The 26,035-nt window shown below is 65.8% G+C and carries 19 protein-coding genes; 7 read left to right on the top strand and 12 right to left on the bottom strand.

Annotated features, from left to right (window positions below; translation table 11 throughout):
• Positions 1-32: 32 nt before the first annotated feature.
• The 4 genes from BMY06_RS28060 to BMY06_RS28045 are packed head-to-tail and all read right to left on the bottom strand — an operon-like array spanning position 33 to position 6,306.
• Positions 33-1,454 carry an NtaA/DmoA family FMN-dependent monooxygenase gene (locus BMY06_RS28060; RefSeq protein WP_074986585.1) on the bottom strand — a complete coding sequence of 474 codons (1,422 nt, stop codon included), beginning with the start codon at positions 1,452-1,454 and terminating at the stop codon, positions 33-35.
• Positions 1,451-2,716: an ABC transporter substrate-binding protein gene (locus tag BMY06_RS28055; RefSeq protein WP_080180325.1), complete on the bottom strand. Its 1,266-nt coding sequence runs from the start codon at positions 2,714-2,716 to the stop codon at positions 1,451-1,453. Before BMY06_RS28055 ends, BMY06_RS28060 begins: the two co-directional genes overlap by 4 nt.
• A gap of 51 nt (positions 2,717-2,767) precedes the next feature.
• The gene (locus BMY06_RS28050) at positions 2,768-3,469 is read right to left on the bottom strand and encodes an ABC transporter ATP-binding protein (RefSeq protein ID WP_065057824.1); all 702 of its coding nucleotides are present in this window, start codon (positions 3,467-3,469) and stop codon (positions 2,768-2,770) included.
• Entirely contained in the window at positions 3,466-6,306 is a 2,841-nt protein-coding gene (locus BMY06_RS28045) for an ABC transporter permease subunit (RefSeq protein ID WP_074986581.1), read from the bottom strand. Before BMY06_RS28045 ends, BMY06_RS28050 begins: the two co-directional genes overlap by 4 nt.
• 563 nt (positions 6,307-6,869) lie before the next feature.
• Here BMY06_RS28045 and BMY06_RS28040 point away from each other — a divergent pair.
• Positions 6,870-7,958, top strand: coding sequence for a porin (locus BMY06_RS28040; protein WP_074986631.1), 1,089 nt, complete (start codon positions 6,870-6,872; stop codon positions 7,956-7,958).
• A 41-nt stretch (positions 7,959-7,999) separates the two neighbouring features.
• Here BMY06_RS28040 and BMY06_RS28035 read toward each other — a convergent pair whose 3' ends face one another.
• A complete protein-coding gene (locus tag BMY06_RS28035; protein WP_065057826.1) occupies positions 8,000-8,617 on the bottom strand; it encodes a TetR/AcrR family transcriptional regulator in 618 nt (205 codons plus the stop codon).
• A gap of 504 nt (positions 8,618-9,121) precedes the next feature.
• Between BMY06_RS28035 and BMY06_RS28030 the strand changes: the two genes are divergently transcribed.
• From BMY06_RS28030 to BMY06_RS28020, 3 genes are read left to right on the top strand one after another with little or no spacing between them, the layout of a single operon-like run.
• Complete coding sequence (locus tag BMY06_RS28030; RefSeq protein ID WP_124263292.1) at positions 9,122-10,351, top strand: efflux RND transporter periplasmic adaptor subunit; 1,230 nt, start codon at positions 9,122-9,124, stop codon at positions 10,349-10,351.
• Between the two features lie 9 nt (positions 10,352-10,360).
• Positions 10,361-13,603, top strand: coding sequence for an efflux RND transporter permease subunit (locus tag BMY06_RS28025; RefSeq protein WP_074986578.1), 3,243 nt, complete (start codon positions 10,361-10,363; stop codon positions 13,601-13,603).
• Positions 13,600-15,048 carry an efflux transporter outer membrane subunit gene (locus BMY06_RS28020; protein ID WP_074986576.1) on the top strand — a complete coding sequence of 483 codons (1,449 nt, stop codon included), beginning with the start codon at positions 13,600-13,602 and terminating at the stop codon, positions 15,046-15,048. The genes BMY06_RS28025 and BMY06_RS28020 overlap by 4 nt, the downstream gene beginning before the upstream one ends.
• A 75-nt stretch (positions 15,049-15,123) precedes the next feature.
• Here the strand turns inward: BMY06_RS28020 and BMY06_RS28015 are convergent, their stop codons facing one another.
• From BMY06_RS28015 to BMY06_RS27990, 6 genes are all read right to left on the bottom strand, one after another.
• Entirely contained in the window at positions 15,124-16,479 is a 1,356-nt protein-coding gene (locus tag BMY06_RS28015) for a purine-cytosine permease family protein (RefSeq protein ID WP_074986575.1), read from the bottom strand.
• A gap of 276 nt (positions 16,480-16,755) precedes the next feature.
• On the bottom strand, positions 16,756-17,751 hold the full coding sequence (locus tag BMY06_RS28010) for a 5-oxoprolinase subunit C family protein (RefSeq protein ID WP_074986573.1): 996 nt from the start codon (positions 17,749-17,751) through the stop codon (positions 16,756-16,758).
• Complete coding sequence (locus tag BMY06_RS28005) at positions 17,741-18,616, bottom strand: 5-oxoprolinase subunit B family protein (protein ID WP_065057832.1); 876 nt, start codon at positions 18,614-18,616, stop codon at positions 17,741-17,743. The genes BMY06_RS28010 and BMY06_RS28005 overlap by 11 nt, the downstream gene beginning before the upstream one ends.
• Positions 18,613-20,049, bottom strand: coding sequence for an acetyl-CoA carboxylase biotin carboxylase subunit (locus BMY06_RS28000; protein WP_065057833.1), 1,437 nt, complete (start codon positions 20,047-20,049; stop codon positions 18,613-18,615). Before BMY06_RS28000 ends, BMY06_RS28005 begins: the two co-directional genes overlap by 4 nt.
• Before the next feature lie 4 nt (positions 20,050-20,053).
• Positions 20,054-20,296 carry an acetyl-CoA carboxylase gene (locus tag BMY06_RS27995; RefSeq protein ID WP_065057834.1) on the bottom strand — a complete coding sequence of 81 codons (243 nt, stop codon included), beginning with the start codon at positions 20,294-20,296 and terminating at the stop codon, positions 20,054-20,056.
• A 46-nt stretch (positions 20,297-20,342) separates the two neighbouring features.
• Positions 20,343-21,125, bottom strand: a complete 783-nt coding sequence (locus tag BMY06_RS27990) for a 5-oxoprolinase subunit PxpA (protein WP_065057908.1) — start codon at positions 21,123-21,125, stop codon at positions 20,343-20,345.
• Between the two features lie 176 nt (positions 21,126-21,301).
• On the opposite strand from BMY06_RS27990, the gene BMY06_RS27985 reads away from it, so the two are divergent.
• Together BMY06_RS27985 and BMY06_RS27980 are read left to right on the top strand one after the other, a co-directional pair.
• Positions 21,302-22,210, top strand: a complete 909-nt coding sequence (locus tag BMY06_RS27985; protein ID WP_065057835.1) for a LysR family transcriptional regulator — start codon at positions 21,302-21,304, stop codon at positions 22,208-22,210.
• A gap of 153 nt (positions 22,211-22,363) precedes the next feature.
• The gene (locus BMY06_RS27980; RefSeq protein WP_074986571.1) at positions 22,364-23,905 is read left to right on the top strand and encodes a methyl-accepting chemotaxis protein; all 1,542 of its coding nucleotides are present in this window, start codon (positions 22,364-22,366) and stop codon (positions 23,903-23,905) included.
• Here the strand turns inward: BMY06_RS27980 and BMY06_RS27975 are convergent, their stop codons facing one another.
• A complete protein-coding gene (locus BMY06_RS27975) occupies positions 23,906-25,147 on the bottom strand; it encodes an NADH:flavin oxidoreductase/NADH oxidase family protein (RefSeq protein ID WP_074986570.1) in 1,242 nt (413 codons plus the stop codon).
• A 220-nt stretch (positions 25,148-25,367) separates the two neighbouring features.
• Between BMY06_RS27975 and BMY06_RS27970 the strand changes: the two genes are divergently transcribed.
• Positions 25,368-25,913, top strand: a complete 546-nt coding sequence (locus BMY06_RS27970; protein ID WP_080180326.1) for a MerR family transcriptional regulator — start codon at positions 25,368-25,370, stop codon at positions 25,911-25,913.
• The last annotated feature ends 122 nt before the right edge of the window (positions 25,914-26,035 follow it).

Genomic DNA, 26,035 nt, shown 5'->3' with positions numbered 1-26,035 from the left:
CTCGGTCGGTTGGGTGCGTGATTCATGCAAGTTCAGGCAAGCGATGCGGAAAGCGCAGCGGCCTGCTTCCCGGCCCACGGCCGCAGACGTCGCGCCGGATGACGGTCGGGCAGATGCGGGCCGTCGCGGAACAGTTTTTCGCGCAACGTGCCGGGCGCGTACTCGCGCTGCATCAGGCCGCGCTTTTGCAGCACGGGCACGACGTGATCGACGAACTCGCTCCACCAGCCGAGCGTTGTGACCGGCACGACGTTGAAGCCCGCGACGCCCGCGGCGGCCCAGCGCTCGACTTCGTCGGCGATCTGTTCGGGCGTGCCCGCGAACTGCGCGGAGATGGTCTTGCGCAAGGCGTCGCCGAACGTGACCACGCCTTGCGGCGCGGCGTCGATGAACGCGCGCACGCTGCCGCGCGTGCCGTTCTGCTCGCGCAGTTCGGTGAGCGGCGTGGCCGGATCGATGGTGGTGAGATCGACGCCGATGCCGCCGCTCCAGAACACTGCGAGCGCGTCGAGGCTGAACGAGTCGAGGATCTCGGCGCGGCGCGCCTTCGCTTCGGCTTCGGTGCTGCCGATCACGGGCGAGAGCATGACGATCGCGCGGATATCCTCGGCGTGACGGCCGGCCGCCACGGCGCGGCGGCGCAGATCGGCGAGATCGTTGGCGGCGCTTTCGGGCGTGCGCGAAGGCAGGAACGTCACCTCGGCGTGACGCGCGGCGAAGTCGCGGCCCGCTTCCGACGAGCCCGCCTGAAACAGCACCGGCGTGCGTTGCGGCGAGGTCCGCACGAGATGCGGACCGGCCACGCGATAACGCGCGCCCACGTGATCGATCGCATGCAGGCGCGCGGGATCGACGAGCGTGTCGCGCGCGGCGTCGGCGACCCACGCGCCGTCTTCCCAGCTCGCTTCCCAGAGCTTGTACGCCACCTCGGCGTATTCCTCGCCCCAAACGTAGCGCTCGTCGTGCGGCGGCAATTTGTCGAAACCGTAATTGCGCGCGGTGTTGTCGAGATAAGACGTGACGATGTTCCAGGCCACGCGGCCCTCGCTCAGATGATCGAGCGTCGAGAGCTTGCGCGCGAAGCTGAACGGATGCTCCTGAATCACCGAACTCGTGACCGCGAAGCCGATATCGTTCGTGGCCGCCGCGAGCGCGGACACGAGCGCGGCCGGATCGTGCGAGGGAAACTGCATGCCGGTGCGCGCGGCCTGCTGCCATTGTCCGCTCGACGTTTCATACAGGCCCGCGACGTCGGCGAGAAACACCACGTCGAAGCAGCCGCGCTCGGCCGTTTTCGCAAGCTCGATCCACGGTCCGAGCTTGTGGAAATCGAGCTGATGCTGACCCTCGGGATGACGCCAGAAACCGTGGCTATGATGGTTCGGCGTGACGTGCGCGAACGCGTTGTAAATCAGCGGACGACGTGCGCCGTCCGAATGCGAGTATTCGCTCATTTTCCGGTTGCCTCCGCGATCTGTTGTTTGCTCCAGGCCTGCACCGGCGTTTTCTGCCAGGCGCTGTACGGCACCGCGTCGTCGACCACTTCGTGGCCGTCCTGCACGTGGCCCGCGTAGGCCCAGATGTTTTCCTGGCGCGGCATGCCTTCGACCGGCGCGACGGCCGTGAAGTCGATCGGATGCAGCACGTCGGTCGTGAACTGCTTGTCGTTCGTGACGTAGTTGCGGAAGCTGTCGACGGTCACGTTGGGCAGCTTGCGGGCGATCTGCGCGAAGGTCCACACGGCGAGCCAGTCGGTCGTGGTCGAGCCGTCGGTCGGGCCTTTCACGTCGTGATGCGGGTCGTATTGCGCGAGCTGGCGCTCGTATTCGGCCCAGGTCGGAAAGCGCTTCGCGTCCTCGCCTTTTTCGAGCGCGAGCGAATTCGGGAACGGCGCTTTGCTGAGCGCGGCGATGGTCGCGTCCTCGATCACGTTGTTGCTGCTCACGAACGGAATCGTCAGGCCCTGCTGCGCGGCGGCTTCGACCAGCAGCGTCTGCTGTTCGGGCGGGTAGAGCATGCCGCCCCAGACATCGGGCTTGAGCGCCTTGATCTTCGCGATGTACGGCGCGAAGTCGGTGGTCGCGGGCGGCACCTCGACGATCTGCACGTCGCTCACGCCCGCCTGCGCATAACCGAAGCGCGCCGTCTGCTGATAGGTCTTGTTGCCGAGCATCGAGACATAGACCGCGCGCTTCGCGCCGAAGCGTTTCGCGCCCAGATACGTGCCTTGCGCCGCGCCCGCCGCGTTGAGCGCGGTGATGAACGAGAGCGGATTGCGCACGTCGGACGGGTCGCTGCCCATCGGGAACCACGCGGCCATGTTCTTCGCGCGCAGGATCTTGTCGACGCCGTTGGCGCTGCTGCCGCCGATCAGCGTGATCGCGCCTTCGTCGGCGAGCCGGCGCGCGCAGGCGAGGCTCGCGGCGGGTTGGCCCTTGGTATCGCAGATCTCGACCACGAGCTTGCGCCCGTGTATGCCGCCCTGGTCGTTGACGGCGCGTGCGGCAATCTGTGCGACGCGGCCCGGGTCGGTCACGGCGAACGGCGAGCCGCTCTGCGCGATGATGAAGCCGACCAGCACGGGCGGCTGATCGGCGGCGTTGGCGGCGTTGGCTGCGTTGGCGTCAGTGGCCGTATCGATGGCGGTGCCGAAGGCGGCGGCCGCGAAACCCACGGCGAGCGCGAGCGCGCGAGGGCGGGGAAAGCGTAATTTCATGCTGGCGGAAGCAATAAGAGTGAACGGGTTGAGGGAGCGTCGATGCGCGATTCAGACATCGACGGCGTGACCGAGATAGATCCCTTCGATTTCCTCGGCGCGCGCGAGCAGTTCGTCGCGGCGCAGATGCAGCTTCACGACGCCTTCGGCCACGATGGCCGCGTGCGTCGCCATGCGTTCGGCGATATGGATGTGCTGTTCGACGGCGAGCACGGCGGTGCCGTCCTGACGCGCGCGTTCGACCACGGCGTCGACGAGACGGCGCGCCATCGCCGGGCTCAGGCCGAACGTGAGTTCGTCGAGCAGCACCACGCGCGGACGGCGCAGCAGCGCACGCGCCACAGCCACCATCTGCTGCTCGCCGCCGCTCAGTTGCCCGGCGCGCACGTGCAGGCGCGCTTCGAGTTCGGGGAAGATATCGAGCAGCGCGTCGGGCGCGAGATCGGCGAGGCGCATGTTTTCCGCGACCGTGAGCGAGGCAAACAGGCTGCGACCCTTGATGACGAGGCCGGTGCCGCGCCGCGCGCGCGTATGCGGCGCGCCCGCGAGCGGTTGGCCGTCGAGCAGGATCTCGCCTTCGACTTGCGGCAGGAAGCCCGCGACGGCGAGCAACGTCGTCGACTTGCCCGCGCCGTTGCGGCCGAGCAGCGCGACGATCTGGCCCGCGTGCACGTCGAGCGTGACGTCGCGCAGGATCTGGCGGCGGCCATAGCCCGCGCGCAGCCCGCGCAGACTCAGTACAGGCGTGCTCATGCGAGGGCTCCCTTGCGAACCTTATTCGTCGCGATTGATTCGATATCCTGATCATGTTCGATCGCGGCAATCTCCTCCGCATCGAGCGGATCGCCGAGATAGGCGCGGCGCACGACGGGCAGGCGCAGCACCTCGGCGGGCGTGCCGTGTGCGATCACGCGCCCGGCATCCATGACGATGGCGGCGTCGCAGGTGGCGAGCACGACGTCGATGTTGTGCTCGACCAGCAGGATCGCCACGCCGAGTTCGCGCGCCGCGCGCCGGATCACGCCGATCGCATGCTGGCGCGCCTCGGGACTCAGCGCGGCGGCGGGCTCGTCGAGACAGAGCACGCGGGGCCGCGCGGCGAGCGCGCGGGCCAGCGTCACGCGGGCCTGCCAGCCGAGCGAGAGTGTGTCGGCGGCGGCGTCGAGATGGTGGACGACGCCGGCGGCCTGGGCCGCCGCGTGCACCGTCTCCCGCGAGCGATGCGCAGCACGACGCGGCGCGAGACCGAACGGCGCGGCGAACCACGCCCAGGCGTCCTTCGGCTCGGCGGCGGTTGCGAGATTTTCGCGCACCGACAAATCGTCGAACAGCAGATGGTCCTGGAACGTGCGCGTGAGGCCGTACGCAACGCGGCGATGCGGCGCGAGCGCGGTGACGTCGACGCCTTGCACGCACACGCGGCCCGCTCGCGCGGGGACGAAGCCGGTCAACGCATCGACGAGACTGCTCTTGCCTGCGCCGTTCGCGCCCAGCACGCCGAGCACTTCGCCCGGCGCGATGCGCAGGCTCACGCCATCGACCACGACGGTGTTGCCGTAGGCCACGCGCAAGTCTTCGACTTCGAGCGCGGCGGTCGCGGTGGTAGTCGAGGCATCGGATTGCGCGCCGCTCAGGTGCTCGCGCAACGCGCGCGCATCGAGCGTCTGCGACGGGCTCGCGCGTCGCGGCCATTGCACGAGCGCGCGAAGCGGCTTGCGCCACGTCTCGGGCAGATGCGCCACGCCGCGCAGGATTTGCGCGACCACGCCATCGGGTTCGCTGATCAGCACGAACACCAGATTGAGCGCGAGCACGAGCGCGACCCAGTCGTTGATCGTGCCGCCGAACGAGAGCAGTTGCGCGAGCGCGCCGCCCGGCGCGAACACGCCCGCGAGCACGCCGCCGAACAGATAGCCCGCGCCCGAGAGCACGGCCATGCTGAGCACCGCGAGCGAATCGGCCCATGCATAACCTTCGCCGAAGCGCTGGCCGCCGACCGTGCCGCTCTGCGCCGCGAGCAGCGCGCCCGCGAGTCCGGCCAGGGCGGCCGAAAGCACGAAGGCCGCGATCTTCGCGTGCGGCACGGCCACGCCGCACGCGGCGGCGGCGCGTTCGTTCGAGCGCGTCGCGAGAATGCGGCGGCCCGCACGGCTGCGTCGCAAGGCGGCCACGGCGAGCGCGGCCAGCGCCGTCACGGCCCACGCGAGCAGCGCGAAGCGGCGCGGATCGAGCGCGTTGTCGAACGAGACGCCGAACAGCGTGACATCGCCGAGACGCCAGCCTTGCACGCCGTTGACGAAACGGTCGGACGTAAAGACCCACGTTTCGAGGATGGCGGCGAGGGCGAGCGTGGCGATCGTCAGGCCGATGCCGCGCAGACGCGCGCTCGGCAAACCGATGGCGAAGCCCGCCGCGCCCGCTGCGAGCGCGGTGCCCGCGAGCGTCGCGCCGAACGGCGCGCCGTGTTGTCCGAGCCAGCCTGCGAACAGCACCGACGCGCCCGCGAGCCCGAGCGGCAGCAGGCTCACCTGGCCCGCGTAGCCGGTGGAGACTACGACCGCGAGGCCGATCAGCGCGAAGATCGCGGTGAGCGCGAGCGTGTCGGACCAGTAATCGGGCAGCGCGTAGACGAGCGCCGCGAGCGTGGCCGCGGCGAGCGCGAGACCGAACGGACTCACGCGGCCGCTGCCGACGCGAAAGAGGCGCGGCGTGTCGAAGGTGCCGCGTCCCGGCAGATTGCGCCCGCTCACCACGAGCGCGACGAGCGTGACGAGATAGGGGATCGACTTGCCGAGTCCGGGCTCGATCGACAGACCGATGGCGAGCGATTCGGCCACACCCGCCGCGAGCGCCACCACGAGCGCGACGCCGAAGCGCCGGAAGCCCGCGATCAGCGCCGCGCCCAGCGCGGGAATCACGAGGCTGCTCAGCGAATTCGGGCTGAGCGCGGTGATCGGCGAAAGCAGAATGCCCGCGAGTGCCGCGAGCAGCCCGCTGATGCCCCACGCGGCTGCGCCCCACGGATGCGGCGAATAGCCGAGCGCCTGCGCGCCGAGCGGACTGTCCTGTAGCGCCGTGGTGGCGTGGCCGAAGCGCGTGCGCTCGAACAGCAGCGTGAGCAGCACGGTCAGCGCGATTGCCGTGGCCAGCAGCACCAGCGCGAGATATTGCACGTGCGCGCCGAACAGCGTGGTGCCGCCCGAGACGAGAAAGCTGTCCACGCGCTCCTGCTGATTGGTCCAGACGATGCGCACGGCCGCTTCGAGCATCAGCAGCAGACCGAGCGTGACGAGCGTTTTCGTGGTGGTCGACGCACCCACGAGACGCCGCCCGACGAAGGCGTAAAACGCGATGCTGATCGTCACGCCCGCCGCGATGCCGAGGCCGATCGCGGGCCACAGCGGTACGCCCGCGTGCGCATGCAGTTTCCAGAACGCGTAGGCGGAGGCCATGCCGATGCCGCCTTGCGCGAAGTTGACCACGCCGGTGCCGCGATAGACGGCCACGAGTCCGAGCGCAACGAGCGCATATGCGCCGCCCGTGCTGAGCCCGAGCAGCGCGTAATCGATGAGGGCGATGAAGGAATGCATGTCAATGCGCCAATGAAGCCGGCCGGACGGCGGTCGCGGCGACGGAAAGATCCGCTTGCATGTCGATATCTCCAGGGCAGCGCCGGGAACGGCAGATTGAACGTGGGAATCGCCGGCATCAAAGCCGCGTTGCCGGCTGGATCAACCATTATGTTCAGCGAACGATTAATTCAAAACCGCCGATTTCTGAAAAGCTAAAGAGATATCGGCGCTTGGCTCGCGTTGCGGGTTTGTGATAACGCGATCAATTGAAATCACGCGATGCGCTGGCGCAGACGAGCATGGCATTACGAAATTTTTCAACTGTGAAGCGAGCGGAGAAGGTGCCTTAAAACACGGAGGAATTCGCGTTCGTACGCGCGAGAAGGTTGCTATCGCAATCACATGAATTGTTCAAACCCGTGGTTCTCAACTCTGCTTTGCGAAGCACGAATGCATTCATTTGATTCGGAGATTTGCTGCTTTGCCGCTTGTCGGTTTTCACTGAACAATCCTGTCGGTTTTTCGGATTCACCCAACGAAACTGATCGACAGGAGTCCTGGATTTGAATCGCACGATTTGGATGGCGGCGTCGTTGACGACGCTCACGACGCTGATGGCAACGAGCGCCGCGCAGGCGCAAAGCAGCGTGACCTTGTATGGCCGCCTCGATACGGGTATCGAATATATGAGCGGCGTGCCCACGAATAGCGGCAGCGCGTCGCGCTGGCGTGCCGAGAATGGCGACTGGAGCGCGAGCATGTGGGGGCTCAAAGGCGTGGAGGATCTGGGCGGCGGATTGAGGACGCTCTTCCAGCTCGAAGGCGCGCTGAACGTGACGAACGGCGCGGGCGCCGGCGACGGTCAACTGTTCAATCGTCTCGCGTTCGTGGGGCTCGGCAGCGATCGCTACGGCACGCTGCTGCTCGGACGTCAGTTCTTCATTGCCAACGGCGTGTGGGATTTCGATCCGTTCGGACAATCGGCGTGGTCGTCGGGCTCGCTTGTGCGCGGCAGAAACTGGCCGTCGTCGAGCAATACGATTTCGTATCAGACGCCGAAATACGCGGGCTTCGACTTCTACGGCCAATACGCGCTGTCCAACGCGACGAACTGGAACGGCAATGGCACGACGGCGCAAGGCCGCGAGGCGGGCGCGCAATTGACCTATACGTCGGCGTTATTCCAGGCGCGGGCGATCTACGACGAAATTCGTGATCCCGCCAACGGACAATTCGACGATCCCTTTACGGCCTCGCGCGAATACACGGCGGCGCTCAATGTGTTCCTCGGGCCATTCAAGATTCAGGGCGCGTATCAGGCGATTCGCACCTCGGGCGGCAGCGCGACGGCGGGCGTTGCGCCCACGACGCTCGATCACGAATGGGGCGGCGTGACGTGGCGCATTTCCCCGGCCGCCGCGTTGATCGCGGCGGTCTATCACGTCAACGCGAACAAGGGCGGCGGCAACGCGACGATCTATACGCTCGGCGGCTCGTACAACCTCTCCACGCGCACGCTGCTCGATTTCCAGGCGGCCAGCGTGCGCAACAGCAGCGGCGCGAATTTCTCGCTCAATGCCAACGCGGCGGGCACGGGCGCGGCGAGCGGCAATCCGATTGCGGGCGCCTCGCAGACGGGCGTCTACGCGGGCATCCAGCACGTGTTCTGACGTTCACTGCGGACGTTCACCGCGCGCGTCGCGCGCCGCGCTCATTTCGCCGCTGGCGCGCCTGCCGCATAAGCGGCGACAAACACATCCACGGCGCGGTTCACGACCGGCGTGAGTTTCGCGCGCGACGTCTTCACTTCGTAGCCGAGCAGCGCGAGTTCGACCAGCTCGGCTTCGATCAACGCAAGCAGATGGCGCGCGGCGACTTCCGGCTCGCACGGGCGGATCGTGCGCGCCTCGATGGCGCTCGCGAGAAAGTCGCGCACATGCATCAGACCTTGCTGCGGACCGGTCTCGTAGAGCACCCGGCCTACGTTCGAGCGGTCGACTTCCTGCACGCACAGACGGCGCGTCGACAGAAACGACGGTTGCAGCACGGCACCGAGATAGTGCAGACCGAACGCGGTCAGCGACTCGCGCAGCGGCACGTCGAGCGTCAGGCGATCGAACGCCTGGCGGATTTCCGAACTTGCGCGGCTCGTCATTGTTTCAGCAAATAACGCCTCTTTCGAGTCGAAATAGCTATAGAGCGTGGCCTTCGAGGCGCCCGAGCGCGTCGCGATCTGCGTCATCGAAGCCTGCTCGAAACCGACCTCCCGGAACACCTCCAGGGCCGCGTCGATAATGGATTGGCGCTTTTCTTCCGTTTTCTTTCTCATGGGGACTCCGCTCCCGATTGGCCGCTTCCCGCCCTTTGCGCACTTTCTCGTGCACGCCTCTCGATTCGCGGCGCAATGCCGTGACAGTGACGATTTGAAACATTCGCGTGAGGCCGGAAAGCTGTAATCGGATTGACAGCGATCAATGGTTCAATTATAAACCATACCGTTCAGTTTAGTTATTCGGGATTGCAGCGCGAGTCTGGAATTCAGGGTTGAAACGCCGGTAGCGGTCATTGGCAACGGTGCGAAGCAAACGAAGTCGATGCGCCGCGCGAGACAAGCACCGCAGCGATGCGGTGAAACGCACGGTCGTCGCCGGCACGAGCGCGAGGGCGCAACGCCGCCGATCGTTTGGTACTCCGAGGCAAACCGCTGCGGGTCGTGCTCGGCGCGCCGCCGGGCAGCCTTCATTTCTACGCCATCCAGCCTTACGAAATCTTTCCGCGCTGTTTCGCTCCGCGCCCCGCTTGGTCTGGAGCTTCAACGTATTCGATGGGATCTATGCCGCAACTCAAACATTCAAGCCGGGGAGCCGCGCGCCAGCCGCGCTGGCTCGCCGCCGCGCTCGTTTGCGCGTCCGTGCTGGCGATCGCCGGTTGCCAGCGTCATGGCGGCGACACGGCCGCCGCTCAGGCCGTCGATGTCGGTGTGCGCACGCTCGCGCCGCAACGCATCGTGATGACGGCGGAGCTGTCCGGGCGGCTGTCGTCGCTGAAGGTGTCGGACGTGCGCCCGCAGATCGGCGGCATCGTGCAGAAGCGTCTGTTCGTCGAAGGCTCGGACGTGAAGGCCGGTCAGGTGCTCTACCAGATCGACCCCGCCACCTACCAGGCGACTTACGATCAGGCGCGCGGCACGCTCGCGAAGGCCGAGGCCACGCTGGCGTCCGCGAAAACCAAGGCCGACCGTTACGCGCAACTCGTGAAGATCAACGCGGTGAGCGCACAGGACAACGACGACGCCATCGCCGCCGTGCGCGAGGACGAGGCCGACGTGATCGCCGACCGCGCCTCGCTCGAATCGGCGCGCATCAACCTCGGCTACACGCGCATTACCGCGCCGATTTCGGGGCGCATCGGCGCGTCGTCGGTGACCGAGGGCGCGCTGGTGACGTCCGACCAGACCACGGCGCTCGCGACCATCCACGCTTACGACGAGATGTATCTCGACGTGACGCGTTCGAGCGCCGACTGGCTGCGCCTGCGCAAGGCCTTCGCGTCGGGCCGCATGAAGCGCGCGGGCAACGGCGCGGCGGTGCAGCTCGTGATGGAGGACGGCACGTCGTACGCGCATCCGGGCGTGCTGCAGTTCTCGGGCATCACCGTCGATGCGACCACCGGTTCGGTCACGCTGCGCACGATTTTCCCGAATCCCGAAGGCGAGCTGCTGCCGGGCATGTTCGTGCGCGCGCAGCTCGACGAAGGCGAGAGCACGAGCGCGCTGCTGGTGCCGCAACTGGCTGTCACGCGCGCGTCGGATGGCGGCGCGAGCGTCTGGATCGTCGATTCGACGGGCCACGCGAAACAGGTGTCGGTGCAGGCCGATAGCGCGTACGGCGATCAGTGGATCGTGACGAGCGGGCTGAAGGCGGGCGACCGCGTGATCGTCGACGGCTTGCAGAAGGTGCAGAGCGGCGTGGCGGTGCATGTAGCCGCTGACTCGGCTTCGGCGGCAACGTCGGCGTCAGATGCGCCCGCCGCATCGGCAAGCTCGGCCGCGACGGCATCGTAAGGAGGGCGCATGGCAGGTTTCTTCATCCAGCGCCCGATCCTCGCGTGGGTCATCGCGATCGTCATCATGCTGATTGGCGGCGCGGCGACCACCACGTTGCCGATCGAGCAATACCCGACCATCGCGCCGCCTTCGGTGCAGGTCACGGCGACCTATCCGGGCGCGTCCGCCGACACCGTGGCGAAGACCGTCACGCAGGTGATCGAGCAGAAGCTCTCGGGCATCGACAATCTGCTCTATATGTCGTCGACGAGCAGCGGCGCGGGTCAGGCGACCATCACGCTGACCTTCAAGCCCGGCACCAATCCGGACATCGCGCAGGTGCAGGTCCAGAACAAGGTGACTCAGGCGAGCGCCTCGCTGCCGGAGACGGTGCAGGAGCAGGGCGTGGAAGTGGCGAAGTCGTCGAGCGACTTCCTGATGATCGTCGCGCTGTCCTCGCCGGGCGGCACGCTCAATTCCATCGATCTCGGCAACGTGATCGCCTCGCAGCTCGAAGACCCGCTCACGCAGATCAACGGCGTGGGCGACGTGACGCTGTTCGGCGCGCAGCACGCCATGCGCATCTGGCTCGATCCGGTCAAGCTGCGCAGCTTCGGCCTCACGGCCTCCGACGTGACGACGGCGGTCACGAACCAGAACGTGCAGCTCTCGGTCGGCGAACTCGGCGGCGCGCCCGCGACGGATTCGCAGGCGATCAACGCGACGATTTCCTCGTCGAGCCTGCTGACCACGCCCGAACAGTTCGGCGACATCCTGCTGCGCGTGAACAGCGACGGCTCGAAGGTGCGCGTGAAGGACGTGGCGCGCGTGGAAGTGGGGGGCGATTCGTACGATACGTCGTCGCGCCTCGACGGCAAGCCGGCCTCGGCGCTGGCGGTCAAGCTCTCGACCGGCGCGAACGCGATGTCGGTGGCGAAGGCCGTGCGCGCGAAGCTCGTCGAACTGCAGCCGCAACTGCCAAAGGACGTGGCGATTGCGTATCCGTACGACTCCACGCCGTTCGTGAAGATCTCGATCGAGGAGGTCATGAAGACGCTCTTCGAAGCGGTGATCCTCGTGTTCCTCGTGATGTATCTGTTCCTGCAGAATCTGCGCGCGACGCTGATTCCGACCATCGTCGTGCCGGTTGCGCTGCTGGGCACGCTCGGCGTGATGTCGGCGATCGGCTTCTCGATCAACGTGCTCTCGATGTTCGCGATGGTGCTGGCGATCGGCCTGCTCGTCGACGACGCCATCGTCGTGGTGGAAAACGTCGAACGCATCATGGCCGAGGAGAAACTCGACGCGAAGGCCGCGACGAAGAAGGCCATGGGCCAGATCACCGGCGCGCTCGTGGGCGTGACCACGGTGCTCACGGCCGTGTTCATTCCGATGGCGTTCTTCTCCGGCTCGACCGGCGCGATCTACCGGCAGTTCTCGGTCACCATCGTCTCGGCGATGGTGCTCTCGGTGCTGCTGGCGATGACGCTCACGCCCGCGCTGTGCGCGAGTCTGCTGACGACGTCCGCCGTCGAGCATCACGAACGGCGCGGCCTGCTCGGTGCGTTCAATCGCCTGTTCACGAAGAGCAATGCGCGTTATAGCGCCTCGCTCGCGGGCGTGGTCTCGAAGCCGGTGCGCTGGATGCTGGGCTATGCGCTGATCGCGGGCGTGGTCGGCATTCTCTATGTGACGCTGCCGTCCTCGTATCTGCCCGAAGAAGACCAGGGCTCGATCATGGTGTCGATCTCGGCGCCGGTCGGCACGCCCGCATCGAAGACGGTGAAGACGGTCGAGGCCGTCGAGCAATACTTCCTCAAGCAGAACGCGGTTTCGCACGTGATGGCCGTGAACGGTTTCAGCTTCAACGGTCAAGGGCAAAACAACGCGCTCGCGTTCGTGCAGTTGAAGGACTGGAGCGTGCGCGGCTCGAACGACAGCGCGCAGGCGGTGATCGATCGCGCGAACGCTGCGTTCGCGGGCAGCCGCGACGCGCAGGTCTTCGTGATGAACGAGCCCGCGATTCACGGCCTCGGCACGCAGAGCGGTCTCGACTTCGAGATCGAAGATCGCGCGGGACAGGGTCACGACAAGCTGCTCAAGGCGCGCAATCAGTTCATCGCGCTGGCCGCGAAGGAACCGTCGCTCGCGATGACGCGCGCCGCCGGTCTCGAAGACACGCCGCAGCTTTACGTCGATATCGACCGTGAAAAAGCGAGCGCGCTCGGCCTGTCGATTTCGGATGTCGATTCGACGCTGTCGACCGCGTTCGGCTCGTCGTACGTGAACAATTACATTGATACGGGCCGCATCCAGAAGGTCTATGTGCAGGCCGACGCGCCTTATCGCATGATGCCCAACGATGTGGGGCAGTGGTATGTGCGGGCGGATTCGTCGTCGTCTTCTTCGTCATCGTCGTCGAGTTCTTCTTCGTCGACGTCGAGCACGTCGAGTTCGACCACCAGCACCTCCGGCTACGACAGCGAGATGGTGCCGTTCTCCGCGTTCGCGAAGACGCGCTGGACCTTCGGGCCGCCGCAGATCGAGCGCTACAACCGCGAGCTGGCGATGGAGATGAGCGCGCAGCCCGCGGCCGGCGTCAGCACGGGGCAGGCGATGGCGGCGGTCGAAAGAGTCGCGAAGCAGTTGCCGACCGGTTTCGGCATCGAATGGACCGGACAGTCGTTCCAGGAGGTGCTCGCGGGTTCGCAGGCGACGTATCTGTACGCCATTTCGCTGGTCGTGGTGTTCCTCTGTCTCGCGGGTCTGTACGAAAGCTGGTCGGTGCCGATCGCAGTGATTCTCGTGGTGCCGATCGGCGTGCTCGGCGCGCTGCTCGGAGCGCATCTGCGCGGACTCTCGAACGACGTCTACTTCAAGGTGGGTCTGCTGACGACCATCGGGCTCGCCACCAAGAACGCGATTCTGATCGTGGAGTTCGCGAAGGACTTGCAGGCGCAAGGACGCGGACTGGTCGAGGCCACGCTCGAAGCGGCGCATCAGCGTTTGCGGCCGATTCTCATGACCTCGCTGGCGTTCGTGTTCGGCGTGCTGCCGCTCGTGGTGAGCACGGGTGCGGGCTCGGCCGCGCGCCATGCGATCGGCACCGGCGTGGCCGGCGGCATGATCGCGGCCACCGCGCTGGCGATCTTCTTCGTGCCTGTGTTCTTCATCGTCGTGCGCAAGCTGTTCAACGAGCACGGCGACGCTCGCGAAGGCCATGCCGACGATAACGGCGACCACGCCGGGACTGCCGGAGATTCAGAATGAAATTGAAGCTTTTATCCGTGCTCTGTGCGGTTGCACTGAGCGCCTGTTCGCTCGATCCGGCTTATCAGCGGCCCGCCGCGCCGGTCGATGCCGCGTGGCCGACCGGGGCCGCGTATGAGACTGTGGGCGCATCGTCGGCATCGTCGGCTTCAGCGCCCGCTACGTCGTCCGCTGCCGCGCCGTTCGCCGCCGATGTCGGCTGGCGCAACTACTTCAAGGACCCGCGTCTGCAGAAGCTGATCGCGCTCGCGCTCGACAACAATCGCGATCTGCGCGTGGCGGCGCTCCAGGTGGCCGAGTACGAGGCGCAGTACCGCATCACGCGCGCGGCGCTCGCGCCGACCATCGACGCGGGAGGCTCGATCACCAACACGCGCACCGACGGCGCGATCAGCCATTCGAATACCGCGTCGGTCGGCACGACGTCATGGGAGATCGACTTCTTCGGCCGCCTGCGCAGTCTCAAGCGTCAGGCGCTGGAGAACTATCTGTCGAGCGAGGCGTCGCGCACCAGCACGCAACTGACGCTGGTGGCCGATGTGGCGACTGACTTCCTGCAACTGCAATCCGACGAGGCGCTGCTGAAAGTCGCGACCGATACCGTCGCGGCCGATCAGAGCACCTACGACCTCACGGTCAGCATGATGAAGATCGGCAGCGCGTCGTTGCAGGACGTGCGCGAGGCGCAGACTTCGCTGGCAAGCGCGCGGGCGAGCATGGCGTCGTACACGCGCGCTGTCGCGCAGGACCGCAACACGCTGAGCGCCCAGATCGGCTGCGCGCTGCCCGACGATCTGGACGGCGGCCCCACGCTGCTCGACAGCGACGCGCTGTTCGCCGACGTCGACGCGGGCGCGCCCTCGGACCTGCTCACGCGCCGCCCCGACATCATCGAGGCCGAGCACACGCTCAAGGGCGCGAACGCGAATATCGGCGCGGCGCGCGCGGCGTTCTTTCCGAAGATCGAACTGACCGCGTCGGCGGGCACGGCGAGCACGAGTCTCTCGCAGCTGTTCAAGGCGGGCACGGGCGCGTGGAGTTTCGCCCCGTCGATTACGATGCCGATCTTCGATTACGGCAGCAACAAGGCGTCGCTCGATGTCGCGAAGATCGAAAAGGATATCGATGTCGCCGACTACGAGAAGGCCATTCAGACCGCGTTCAAGGAAGTCGCGAATGCGCTGGCGGGCCGCGCGACCTATGTCGATCAAGTGGCGGCGGACCGCGATTACGTGACGTCGGCACAGGATTACTACGATCTCGCGCAGGCGCGCTTCAAGACCGGCACGGACAGCTTCCTCACCTTGCTGACCGCGCAGCGCACGCTCTATACGGCGCAGGAGCAGCTCGTCACCGATCAGTTGGCGAAGCTGTCGAACCAGGTCACGCTGTACAAGGTGCTGGGCGGCGGCTGGTCGGCGGACAGCGTGCAGGCGAAGAACTGACGCTGCACCGTTGAAGTGTGAAAAGCAAAAAGCGCGTCCATCGAGGACGCGCTTTTTTATTGCGCTATGCCTTCGTCACAGATTGCGCACGAACCACGTGCGCTTCGCACCGGCCAGCAGCGCGCTATACACGGCCCACGAAATCACGAAAGTCGCGGGCGCCGAAAGCGAAGCGACAAAGCCGGTCTCCGTGTTCAGCGCGAAGCCGACGAACGCGCCGCTGAACCACGCGATCAATCCGCCCGGATTGAATTGCGGCACGTGCGAATCGCGACATTCGATATCGGCGCCGATCAGCCGTTCATAGCGCGTCGAGGTGATATGCGAGAGCGCCACGCCCACCCACGCCACCACGAACACGCCTTGCCACGCGAGCGCTTGCAGAATCTTCGAGAAGATATCGGCCATCATCAGCGTGTAGACCACCACGCCCACCACGAGCGCCCAGACGAATTTCGGCGCGCGCAAACCGGCGGCTTTCTGGAAGAAGGCCTGCATGTTGATGGTCGCGAGATAGTAGTTCGCGGTGTTGATGCGCGACTGCGTGACCCAGACGAACAGCAGTCCCCAGATGCCCATCAGTTTCAGCAGCGCGAGCACGACCGAGACTTCGGAGAGCGTGCCGAGTCCCGGGATCGTGCTGACGAGATAAATGCCCGCCGCGCCGTTGAGCAGGAACGTCACGAGATAGAACGGAATGCCGAAGTTGAAGCGGCCGTGATAGCCCGCGTCTTTTTTGCGGCCGAAACGCGCGTAGTCGAACGTGAACATCATGAGCACCCACACGCCCATGTAGTAGACGAAGCATTGCCACCAGCCGTTCGCGGGCACCGCGCCCTTGGGGCCGAAGTCGAGCCACGCCGCGTTGTAGCCGTATTCCCAGGTCGTGAGGCCCACGGCCGCGAGCAGGCCGAGCAGATAAAACGGCAGCAGCACGCCGTTGAACTTGTCGAGCCAGTGCTGCACGCTGCCGAACACGAGCGGCACGCTGTAGCAGACCACGATCAGCGCGGCCCATTTGTAGTCGAGCGCGGGAAACAGATGATTGGCCGCGACGGCGATCACCGAGCCTTCGAACACCGCGTAGTAAATGGCGGTGGCGAAGAAGATCAGCGTCGCCAGCGCCGCGCCCACGCTGCCGAACAGCACGCGTGAAAACAAGGCGACGGAGAGGCCGGTGCGAATCGCATAGCGGCTGATGATCGTGTTGATGACGCCATACGACAGCACCGAAAGCGCCATGCCGATCAACGCGTTGCGCGCGCCGTAATTGAGCGCGAGCGTCGCGCCCACGACGATGTAGAACACCGCGCTACAGACGGCCCACCACGCCATCGTCAGCGAGAAGGGCGGCATTCTCGCGCTATCGGGGATGGCGCGCGTCGACAGGTCGACGTCGCCCTCCGTGCTTTCCTGAGCCAGGTTGGCCATGATCGTGCTCCTCGAATCGGCAAATCGATGAACGGCGTCGGGGCCGCGCCGCGCGTGCGGCAACGGGGCTGCCGTGACGCCGGTCGGGCAGCCTGATCAGACAAAGAAAGCGCGTGCGCATCCGCCGGGCGGCGCGAGGCCGCACGGAACGCGAGTTGAGAATGGAGCCGGTGAGACGCCGCGCCGGAAGCGGCGCGGGCCTGGTTTTTTACAAGCGGGTGAGGACTGCGGGTTCGACTACGATGAGTACAACGACTGCGACGACTACGACAGCCTTCAGGTCTGCAACGCTTCACGCAGCAGCGCGAGCCGATGCTGATATGCCTTGCGCGCCGCGAGCGCCTCGTCCATCGTCACGCTCACGAAACGCGCGCGATGATTCGGCTGCATCTGGCCGATCAGATCCATGTCGGCGCTGACGACCGTGCCGATGGTCGCGTAGCCGCCGCCCGAGACCGCATCGCGATGCAGGATGATCGGCTCCAGTCCCGCGGGCACCTGAATCGAGCCGATCGGATAGCAGGCGTCGACGATATTCGACGGATCCGCGCCCGCGCCGAACGGCTGTTCGCGGTCGCGGAAACGCAGCGGCGTGCCGCCCTTGTAGCGATAGCCGATGCGGTCCGCCTCGGGCGCGACGATCCATTCATCGTCGAAAAAGCTTTGCGCCGATTCGTCGGTCAGGCGGTAGTGATAGAGCCCGGTGAGCACGCGCAACGCTACGGTGTTCTCCAGCTTCGCGCGCATCGCCGGCGGCAATTCGGTGCCTTCGCGGCCCGCGCCGCGCGCAGCGCCGAAGCCGATGCGGTCGCCCTTTTGCAGACGGCGGCCTTCGTGTCCGCCGATCGCGCCGAGCGTGTAGGTCGAGCGGCTGCCCAGCACCTCGGGCACGTCGATGCCGCCCGCCACCGCGAGATACGCACGCGCGCCGCGCTTCACGTACTCGAAGCTCAGCTTGCTGCCCGCGCGCACGCGCAGCGCCGTGTGGCTTTGCTGCACGACGCCGTCGATCTTCGGCGTCATTTCCGCGCCTGTGAGCGCGACGAGCGCATCGGCATGAAACAGCAGGTCGGGGCCGAGCAGTGTGAATTCGAGCACAGCCGCGTTTTCATCGTTGCCGACCAGCAGATTGGCCGCGCGCGACGAATACTGATCGAGCGAGCCGGACGGCGGAATGCCCACGTGATAGTAGCCCTGGCGGCCGCCGTCCTGCACCGAGGTGGCGAGGCCGGGTTTCACGACTTCGATCAGATTGAGCGTGTCAGTCGGCATACAGCACCTCGACGAGAGAACGGTTGGTCGCGTCGGGATCGCGCAGGAAGGCGTCGAGCGAGAAGCGCACGGGCCGCGTGCGCAGCGCGAACGTGCCCGCTTCCACGGCGGCGAGCGCCGCGTCGTATTCCGCGCGGTCGATGGGCTTGAACTTCACGATGTCGCCGGGACGGAAGAACACCATGAAGTCGCGCAGATAATCGAGACGCTGTTGCGGGTCGAAGATCGGCGCGGGCGTGACGCCGAACATCTGGTAGCCGCCCGCGCCGCGCACCGAATAGATGCAGCCGAAGCAGCCGCCGTGACCCACGGTGAGCTTCGGCGTGTCGGTGCGTGGGCGCAGGTATTTGGGCACCTGCAACTGGCGTTCGCGCTCGACCATCTGATACATGAACGGCAGGCCCGCGACGAAACCGACCATCGAGACGAACCACGGCGAATCCGCATGCGCGGCGATGAATTCGTCGACGTCGCGCTTGCCGTTGATGCGCGCGGCGTATTCCAGATCGGTCGATTCCGGATCCTGATGACGCTCGCGAAAGCGCATCAGCGTTTCGTGCGTCCACGGATCGTTGTAGAGCACCGGCACTTCGACAATGCGTGTGTCGATGTCGAGCGTGGCCTCTCCCACTTCCGCCTCGATGCTTTTCAGCAGCGCCACGAGCGCGTCGGGCGCGATCACGTCCGGGTCGTAGCGCACCTGGTACGAGGCGTTCGCCGGACAGATTTCGGTTACGCCTGGAACCTCGCGGCGCGCGAGTTCGCGCGTGATCGCCGTGCCCTTGAAGAACGCGTCGAGCGACATGTCCTCGCTGATCTCGGCGAAGACGAATTCGTCGCCGCCATAGGTGTAGCGTATCGTCACGATGCCTCCTGCGGGTTCGACTGCTTGGGTTCAGCGCAGGCGGCGCGCCAGGCGTCCATCCACGTTTCGAGGAAGTTGGTGTGATAGCGCGCGGCGCGCACGTCGTCGTCGGCGAGCAGCGCCTGATGCAGCGGCGCGGTGGTTTTCAGCCCGCCGATATGCAGTTCGCGCAGCGTGCGCGCGAGACGCTCGAGCGCGGCGGCGCGGCTCTCGTCGTGCACGATCAGCTTGGCCAGCAGCGAGTCGTAGAACGGCGGCACGACGTAGCCCGGATACAGCAGCGAGTCGATGCGCACGCCCGGACCGGTCGGCCAGATCAGTTCGTCGACGCGGCCAGGATTCGGGCGGAAATCCTGCAACGGATCTTCGGCGTTGATACGGCACTCGATCGCCGCGCCGCGCATGACGATATCGCTCTGCTGGAATCGCAGCGGCTCGCCGTCGGCGATGCGCAGCGTTTCGCGCACGAGATCGATGCCGGTGATCGCCTCCGTGACCGGATGCTCGACCTGAATGCGCGTGTTCATTTCGATGAAGTAGAACTCGCCGCGCGTTTCGTCGAACAGATATTCGAGCGTGCCCGCGCTGCGATAACCGACCTGTTGCGCGAGCCGCGTGGCCGACGCGCACAGTTGCGCGCGCAGCGCGGGCGTGAGCGAAGGCGAGGGCGCTTCTTCGAGGATCTTCTGGCGGCGTCGTTGCAGCGAGCATTCGCGCTCGAACAGATGCACGACGTTGTGACCGTCGCCGAGCACCTGGACTTCGATGTGGCGCGCGTGCTTCACGAAGCGTTCGAGATAGACGCCGCCGTCGCCGAACGCCGCCTGCGCTTCGCGCTGCGCGAGCGGCAGTTCCGCGTCGAGTTGGGCCGCGTCGTGCGCGACGCGAATGCCGCGTCCGCCGCCGCCCGCCGCCGCCTTGATCATGATCGGATAGCCGATGCGCGCGGCGACTTCGCGCGCCTCGTCGAGCGATTGCACGACGCCGGTGCTGCCCGGCACGGTCGGCACGTCGGCGCGCTGTGCGGTCTCGCGGGCGCGGGCCTTGTCGCCCATCGTCGCGATGACTTGCGGCGCCGGGCCGACGAAGATCATGCCGGCCGCTTCGACCTGCGCCGCGAAGTCGGCGTTTTCGGAGAGGAAGCCGTAGCCCGGATGCACGGCGTCGGCGTTGCATTGGCGCGCGGCGTCGAGAATGACCGCCGGATTCAGATAGCTTTTCGCCGCGTGCGACGAGCCGATGTGCACGGCTTCGTCGGCCATGCGCGCGGCGAGACTGTCGCGATCCGCGTCGCTGACTACCACGGCGGCGCGCATGCCGAGTTCGTGCGCGGCGCGGATCACGCGCACGGCGATTTCGCCGCGATTGGCCACCAGCACCGTGCGGATGCGCGCGGGGCGATAGCGCGTATTGGTTGTGTTTGCAACGTTCATGGCGTCACGCCTCCACGCGCATCAGCACCTGGCCGGCATCGACCGGCTCGCCGTCTTCGACCAGCAGTTCCGCGACGCGTCCCGCTACGCCGCTCTCGATCTCCGTGAACTGCTTCATCACTTCGACGAGGCCGACGACGGTATCGGGCTGAACAGCGGCGTCCAGCTCGACATAGAACGGCGCGTCAGGCGAGGAACGCCGGTAGAACGTGCCCGGCAACGGGCTGACGATATCGTGCAGTGCCATCGTGTTGTGCTCCTTGATCGTGTTATGGGATTCAGCGTCGCGCGGCTCAGAGACTCGCGGCCGTCGCCAGCGGTCCGGTGATGCGGATGCCTTCGCGCACCAGCGCCTCGCGCGTGCCGCGCACCAGTTGCAGCGCGCCGGGCGTGTCGCTGTGAATGCAGACGGAGTCGAAGTCGATATCGATGTCGTCGCCGTCGACGGTGCGCACCTTGCCGTCCACGCAGGCGCGCAGCACTTTCTCGGCAACCTGTTCGGGATCGAGCGGCCCGATGCGGCGGATAAAGACGATCGAGCCGTTGCGGTCGTAGTCGCGATCGGCGTAGAACTCGCGGATCGCGGGCTGGCCGATCTCCTGCGCCACGCGCCACGTCGCCGACGATTCCATGCAGAACAGCAAGAGATTCGGATCGACCTGTTGCAACGTTTCGACGAGCAGGCGCGAGAAGGTTTCGTCGCGCGCCGCGTGCATGTAGAGCGCGCCGTGCGGCTTGACGTGCTGGAGCCGCACGCCGTGCAGCCGCGCGAATTCGCGCAGCGCGCCCACTTGATACAGCAGATCGTTGACGAGCGCCTGCGGCGTTTCGGCGATATGGCGGCGGCCGAAACCGACGAGATCGCGAAAGCCCGGATGCGCGCCGATGCCGACGCCGGACTCGCGCGCCAGTTGCACGGTGCGCGCCATGATGTTCGGATCGCCCGCGTGAAAACCGGTGGCGATATTCGCCGAACTGATGAGCGGCATGATCTGGTCGTCGACGCCATCGCCGATGTGCCACGGACCGAAGCCTTCCCCCATATCGGAGTTCAGGTCGACGTACTGCTTGTTCATACGGTGCTCCTCCAGGTTCGTCTGGCGGCGGCGTGTCAGGCCGCTGCGCAACAGGATTGAAAGGCAGGTTAACCGGTGGTCGATCGCCAAAAAAGTTTTATTTTTGTATGCCTCGGTATCAATTTTTTCGATACCATCGGCCGGACTCTTTCCTGGCCGCCGGGCCACCCACGAAGATGGCGCTCACGCTCAGACAGCTCAAATACTTCGTTGCGACCGCCGAACTCGGGCAACTCTCGCAAGCGGCTATTCATCTGACGATTTCGCAGTCGGCCGTCACGAGCGCGATTAAAGAACTCGAAGAGACGCTCGGCACGCAGCTATTCGTGCGCGGCGCGACGGGCGTCGCGCTGACCGACACGGGGCGGCGCTTTCTGAATCACGCGTACACGATCCTCGCGTCGGTGGACGAGGCCATGCGCATTCCCAACCTCGAAAGCACACTCACGGGCACGCTCGCGATTGCCGCGAGTTACACCGTGCTCGGCTACTTTCTTCCGCATCATGTGCAGCGGCTCAACGCGCTGTATCCGCGTCTCACGATTCAACTGCACGAACTCAATCGCGACGCCATCGAGGAAGGTTTGATCACCGGGCAATACGACATGGCGGTGCTGCTCACGTCCAACGTCTCCAATCCCGAACTCGCGCTCGAACCGGTGATTCATTCGGTGCGCCGCCTGTGGGTGGGCGCGCATCATCCGCTGCTCAAGCGCGAGAGCGTGACGCTCGCGTCGGTCGCGCCCGAGCCCTTCGTCATGTTGACGGTGGACGAAGCCGCGCAAACGGCGATGCGCTACTGGAACGAAACCGCGTGGCGGCCGAACGTGATTCTGCGCACCTCGTCGGTGGAAGCCGTGCGCAGCATGGTGGCGAACGGTTCCGGCGTGGCGATTCTCTCCGACATGGTGTATCGGCCGTGGTCGCTCGAAGGGCGGCGCATCGAAACCATCATGCTGCTCGACGCGGTGCCGGCGATGAGCGTGGGGCTCGCGTGGCGCAAGAACAAGGAACTGAGCCCGGCGATGCACGCCGTGCGCGAGTATTTCCGCCATACCTTCATGGAGACGCGTACGAGCGCCTGACGCTGCGCGCCCCACACGCCACACACACTCCGCACTTACCCGACTCAAGAAGCCGCGCGCCGTGCCGATATGCATTAACCAAATGGTTAATTTTGCAGATGCATCGGAAGTCTGCATCGCGCCCGACGTCTTTCCCCGTCTTTTCGAGTCGAAATGAAAGTCTCAACCAAGCTGATCCTTCTCGTGGGCACCGCGCTCGTCGGTGTCGTCCTGATCGCCGCGACGACCCTGTCGCAACTGAAGCAGTCGCTCGTCGAGAGCCGGCAGCAGGAAATCACCAACCTGCTGCTCAAGGCCGAGCATCTGGTGCTGTATTACCAGCAGCAGGAAGCGCAGGGCAAACTCACGCGCGAGGTCGCGCAGAGCGCGGCGAAAGCGGCGATCAGCGAATTGAATGCAGACAGCAAGAGCTATTTCTGGATCACCTCGACGGACAGCATCAACCTCGTGCATCCGAACCCGAGCCTGATCGGCACGAAAACGGGCGGTAATCGCACGACGATGGGCGATCTCACCGACACGCAGGCGTACGCGCAAGGGCTGCAACGCGAGCATGTGGCGCTCGTCGACGTGCTGATCCACCGCTCGGCGAACAGTCCGCTCGAACCGAAATTGCAGGGTGTGGTGGCGGTGCCCGCATGGCAATGGTGGATCGGCACGGGCTTCTTCTACGACGATATCAACGCCGCGTTCTGGCGCGTCGCGCGCACGATGATCGCCATCGCCGTGCTGATTTTCGCGGTGGTGGGCACGATGGCGTGGCTCATGACGCGCAGCATCCGCCGTGCGCTCGGCGGCGAACCGGCCGACGCGGCCGCGCTGGCCGCGCAGATCGCGGCGGGCAATCTGACGACGCCGATCGCGCTGGCGGCCGGCGACCGTTCGAGCCTGATGCACGCGCTGCACGAAATGCGCGTGAAGCTGCGCGATCTCGTGCAGGGCATTCAGCAATCGAGCGATTCGATCGCGACGGGGTCGTCGGAGATCGCGCAGGGCAACGCCGATCTGTCGCAGCGCACCGAGGAGCAGGCGGCCTCGCTCGAAGAAACGGCGGCGAGCATGGAGCAACTCACGGCGACGGTGAAGCAGAACGCCGAAAACGCGCGTCAGGCGCGTCAGCTCGCGGTACTGGCGTCGGACGCGACGGGACGCGGCGGCAGCGCGGTCGACGAAGTGATCGAGACGATGCAGCGCATTGCGGGCGAGTCGAAGCGCATCGGCGAGATCATCGGCACGATCGAGGGCATCGCGTTCCAGACCAATATTCTGGCGCTCAACGCGGCGGTCGAGGCCGCGCGCGCGGGCGACGAAGGGCGCGGTTTCGCCGTGGTCGCGGGCGAAGTGCGCGCGCTCGCGCAGCGCAGCGCGGCGGCGGCGAAGGATATCCGGGCGCTGATCGGCTCGTCGGTGGAGCGCGTGGATGCGGGCTCGGGCCAGGTCGCGGTGGCGGGCGAGCGCATGAAGGAAATCGTGCAGTCGATCATGCGCGTGAGCGACATCATGGGCGAGATCGAGGCGGCGTCGGTCGAGCAAAGCACCGGCATCGAGCAGGTCAATCAGGCGGTCTCGCAGATGGATACCGTCACGCAGCAGAACGCGGCGCTGGTCGAACAGGCCGCTGCTGCTGCGGCCGCGCTCGACGAACAGGCGGCGCGGCTGCGCTCGACGGTGGGCGTGTTCCGGGTCGCGGGTTGATCAGTTTTTTGCCTGCCGCGACTGCGTGATCCAGCGGCGGTAGCGTCGCGTGCGCGCCGCTTCGGCCACTTGCTGAACGATCAGCGCGCGCAGCGGCGAGACGTTCGGATCGGTCCGCTTTCCCACGCTCAAACGCTGCAACTGGAATTTCACGGCAGCCATGTTCGCGAGCGAGGCGAGCGACTTGTTCTTCCAGGCGATGGGCGCGAGCGCGGGCGCCGCGTCGCGGCCAGCACGCCACGCGCTCGGCAGCGTCGGATCGATGGCGAGCGCCGTGCCGATGCCCACCATATCCACGCCGCTCGCGACCACCTGTTGCGCGATGGCGTGGCGGCGAATGCCGCCTGTGACCATCACAGGCATCGTCGCTATCTTGCGGATATCGCGCGCGAACTCCACGAAATAGGCTTCGCGCGCGAGCGTGCGGCCATCGCGCGCGTCGCCCTGCATCGCGGGCGCTTCGTAACTGCCGCCCGATAATTCGACCAGATCGACATCGAGTTCGTTGAGCCATTGCACGACGCCGCGCGCGTCGTCGGCGCTGAAACCGCCGCGCTGGAAATCGGCGGAATTCAGTTTGACGGCTACGGCGAATTGCGGCGAGACCACGGCGCGCACGGCTTTGACGACGTCGAGCAATAGCCGCGCGCGATTCGCGAGCGAGCCGCCCCACCGGTCGGTGCGGCGGTTGCTCAGCGGCGAGAGGAACTGGCTGAGCAAATACCCGTGCGCCGCGTGAATCTCCACGCCGGTGAAACCCGCGCGCTCGGCGAGCTGCGCGGTGCGTGCGAAGCGCTCGATCACGTCTTCGATGACCGCCTGCGTCATCGCGTGCGGTGTGGCGAAGTGCTTCGACATACTGCCCAGCGCGAGCGGCACGGCCGACGGCGCCCACGTCGGCTGCCCGAGATTGGCGCGCATCTGGCGGCCCGGATGATTGATCTGCAGCCAGCATTGCGCGCCGTGCGAGCGGCCGATACGCGCCCATTGACGAAATGCGTCGAGGTGCCGGTCGTTTTCGAGCACTACGCCGCCGGGGCCGGTCATCGCGCGGCTGTCGACCATCACGTTGCCGGTGATGAGCAGTCCCGCGCCGCCTTCCGCCCACGCCTCGTAGAGCCGCATCAGTTGCGCCGACGGCGCGTGATGCGCGTCGGCCATGTTTTCTTCCATCGCCGCTTTGGCAATGCGGTTCGGAATGACCGAGCCGTTCGGCAGGGATAACGGGTCGAACACGTTCATGGCTTCACCTCACTGGATCGTGTGCCGACTTTAAGGTTGAAGCTAACTTGAATGTCAATGGCCGCGAGCGAGTGGGCGCGCGAATTTTTTCTATCGTGGCGATAGGGCAAGCTGGGCTCGCGTGGGCGCTTGACCTTCAGGTTGACTTTAAGCTTAAAGTACAGACTGGCAGACGATCGGCACCCCCTGCGGGAACGACCCGCGCGCGGAGGCGAGGAACATGAAAATCGGAGAACTGGCGCAACGCACGGGGCTGGCGGCTTCGCGTATTCGTTTTTACGAAGACATCGGCCTGCTCAAAGCCGACCGCGAACCGAACGGTTACCGCAGCTATGCGCCCGAAGCGGTGCTGGTGCTCGATCTGATTACCAGCGCGCAACAGGCCGGTTTCAGTCTCGACGAGATTCGCATGCTGCTGCCGCTCGACAATGCGCAATGGCAGCACGGGACGCTGATCGACACGCTGCGCGGCAAGGTGGCGGAAATCGAGGCGCTGGAACAGCGCCTCGCGCAAAGCAGGGCTCAGCTCGTGGCGCTGATCGCCGAAATCGAAGCGAAGCCCGAAGGTATGGACTGCTCCGCCAACGCCCAGCGCGTGCTTTCGCGCATCCGTGCAGGACGCGTGAAAGCGCCCGCGCTGGCTGCCGGCGACGTAAAAACACTCCGCAAAACACCCACTGCCCGTAAAGCGGCGACGAAAATCACGGCGAAAACCACCATAACGACTCAAGCCGCGCCATTGCGTCGTCCGCTCAAACGCGCCTAATGCCAATAGCGCGTAGCTGCATCCCGAATTTGATTACGATATTGGCTATGCGCGAGGCATAGTTCGGGTTTAAAACGCTCTCAGGTTCTATTTTTTTGGCCGGAAAAGCTGACCGCTCGCCA

The organism is Paraburkholderia tropica (assembly GCF_900109265.1).
Lineage (GTDB): Bacteria > Pseudomonadota > Gammaproteobacteria > Burkholderiales > Burkholderiaceae > Paraburkholderia > Paraburkholderia tropica.
This window is presented reverse-complemented; position numbering and strand designations above follow the sequence as displayed.

Excerpts from the sequence above, each read along its gene's own strand:
- BMY06_RS28060 (WP_074986585.1), bottom strand. The coding sequence starts at position 1,454 with ATGAGCGAATACTCGCATTCGGACGGCGCACGTCGTCCGCTGATTTAC.
- BMY06_RS28055 (WP_080180325.1), bottom strand. The coding sequence starts at position 2,716 with ATGAAATTACGCTTTCCCCGCCCTCGCGCGCTCGCGCTCGCCGTGGGT.
- BMY06_RS28050 (WP_065057824.1), bottom strand. The coding sequence starts at position 3,469 with ATGAGCACGCCTGTACTGAGTCTGCGCGGGCTGCGCGCGGGCTATGGC.
- BMY06_RS28045 (WP_074986581.1), bottom strand. The coding sequence starts at position 6,306 with ATGCATTCCTTCATCGCCCTCATCGATTACGCGCTGCTCGGGCTCAGC.
- BMY06_RS28040 (WP_074986631.1), top strand. The coding sequence starts at position 6,870 with ATGGCGGCGTCGTTGACGACGCTCACGACGCTGATGGCAACGAGCGCC.
- BMY06_RS28035 (WP_065057826.1), bottom strand. The coding sequence starts at position 8,617 with ATGAGAAAGAAAACGGAAGAAAAGCGCCAATCCATTATCGACGCGGCC.
- BMY06_RS28030 (WP_124263292.1), top strand. The coding sequence starts at position 9,122 with ATGCCGCAACTCAAACATTCAAGCCGGGGAGCCGCGCGCCAGCCGCGC.
- BMY06_RS28025 (WP_074986578.1), top strand. The coding sequence starts at position 10,361 with ATGGCAGGTTTCTTCATCCAGCGCCCGATCCTCGCGTGGGTCATCGCG.
- BMY06_RS28020 (WP_074986576.1), top strand. The coding sequence starts at position 13,600 with ATGAAATTGAAGCTTTTATCCGTGCTCTGTGCGGTTGCACTGAGCGCC.
- BMY06_RS28015 (WP_074986575.1), bottom strand. The coding sequence starts at position 16,479 with ATGGCCAACCTGGCTCAGGAAAGCACGGAGGGCGACGTCGACCTGTCG.
- BMY06_RS28010 (WP_074986573.1), bottom strand. The coding sequence starts at position 17,751 with ATGCCGACTGACACGCTCAATCTGATCGAAGTCGTGAAACCCGGCCTC.
- BMY06_RS28000 (WP_065057833.1), bottom strand. The coding sequence starts at position 20,049 with ATGAACGTTGCAAACACAACCAATACGCGCTATCGCCCCGCGCGCATC.
- BMY06_RS27995 (WP_065057834.1), bottom strand. The coding sequence starts at position 20,296 with ATGGCACTGCACGATATCGTCAGCCCGTTGCCGGGCACGTTCTACCGG.
- BMY06_RS27990 (WP_065057908.1), bottom strand. The coding sequence starts at position 21,125 with ATGAACAAGCAGTACGTCGACCTGAACTCCGATATGGGGGAAGGCTTC.
- BMY06_RS27985 (WP_065057835.1), top strand. The coding sequence starts at position 21,302 with ATGGCGCTCACGCTCAGACAGCTCAAATACTTCGTTGCGACCGCCGAA.
- BMY06_RS27980 (WP_074986571.1), top strand. The coding sequence starts at position 22,364 with ATGAAAGTCTCAACCAAGCTGATCCTTCTCGTGGGCACCGCGCTCGTC.
- BMY06_RS27975 (WP_074986570.1), bottom strand. The coding sequence starts at position 25,147 with ATGAACGTGTTCGACCCGTTATCCCTGCCGAACGGCTCGGTCATTCCG.
- BMY06_RS27970 (WP_080180326.1), top strand. The coding sequence starts at position 25,368 with ATGAAAATCGGAGAACTGGCGCAACGCACGGGGCTGGCGGCTTCGCGT.